The organism is Melaminivora alkalimesophila (genome assembly GCF_000282995.1).
In the GTDB taxonomy this organism is placed as follows: domain Bacteria; phylum Pseudomonadota; class Gammaproteobacteria; order Burkholderiales; family Burkholderiaceae_C; genus Melaminivora; species Melaminivora alkalimesophila.
The window spans coordinates 1-878 of sequence record NZ_ALEE01000281.1 but is presented as its reverse complement, the minus strand read 5'-3'; the positions used below and the strand labels follow the sequence as shown (position 1 = coordinate 878).

1 protein-coding gene is annotated in these 878 nt (G+C 76.8%); it reads left to right on the top strand.

Translation table 11 applies throughout. The annotated features are described in order from the left end of the window. On the top strand, positions 1–878 hold an 878-nt coding region (locus A612_RS05320), incomplete at both ends, for an FtsX-like permease family protein (RefSeq protein WP_019373505.1).

The following is an 878-nucleotide window of genomic DNA, read 5'->3' as shown; positions in this document are numbered from 1 at the left end:
GGGCGAGGCGCGCGCCGTGCAGCGCTACGCCGCCTGGGTGCAGGAGGCGGCTGCGCAGCCGGGCGTGCGCGGGCTGCGCATCGAGACCCTGGAGAGCGGGCAGCCGGAGATGCGCCAGACGCTCGACCGGGCCGGGCAGTTCCTGAACCTGGTGGCGCTGCTGGCGGCGCTGCTGGCAGCCGTCGCCGTGGCGCTGGCCTCGCGCGGCTTCGCGGCCCGCCATCTCGATGCGGCGGCGCTGCTGCGCGTGCTGGGATTGCCGCAGCGCAGCATCGCGACCGCCTACGCGCTGGAGTTCCTGGCGGCCGGGCTGGTGGCGGCGGCTCTGGGGGTGTTGCTGGGCTTTGCCCTGCACCATGGTTTCGTGCTGCTGCTGGCGGGATTGGTGCCGGGCGGGCTGCCGGCCGCGGGCGTCTGGCCGGCGGTGCTGGGTCTGGGCGTGGGGCTGGCGCTGATGTTGGCCTTTGGCCTGCCGCCGGTGCTGCAGCTGGCGCAGGTGCCGGCGCTGCGCGTCATCCGGCGCGAGCTGGCCGGCCCGCGCCGGGCGGCGCTGGCGGTGTGGGCCCTGGGGCTGGCGGGTTTTGCGGCGCTGCTGCTGGTGGCGGCACGCGACTGGAAGCTCGGCGCCATTGCCGTGGGTGGCTTCGCGGCGGCGCTGCTGCTGTTCGCGCTGGCGGCCGGGGCGGCCCTGCAGCTGCTGCGGCGCATGGTGCGCGAGGGCGCGGCGCCGCGCTGGCTGCTGCTGGCCACGCGCCAGCTCGCGGCGCGCCCGGGCTACGCGGTGGTGCAGGTCAGCAGCCTGGCGGTCGGGCTGTTGGCACTGGTGCTGCTGGTGCTGCTGCGCACCGACCTGATCGCCAGCTGGCAGCGCGCCACGC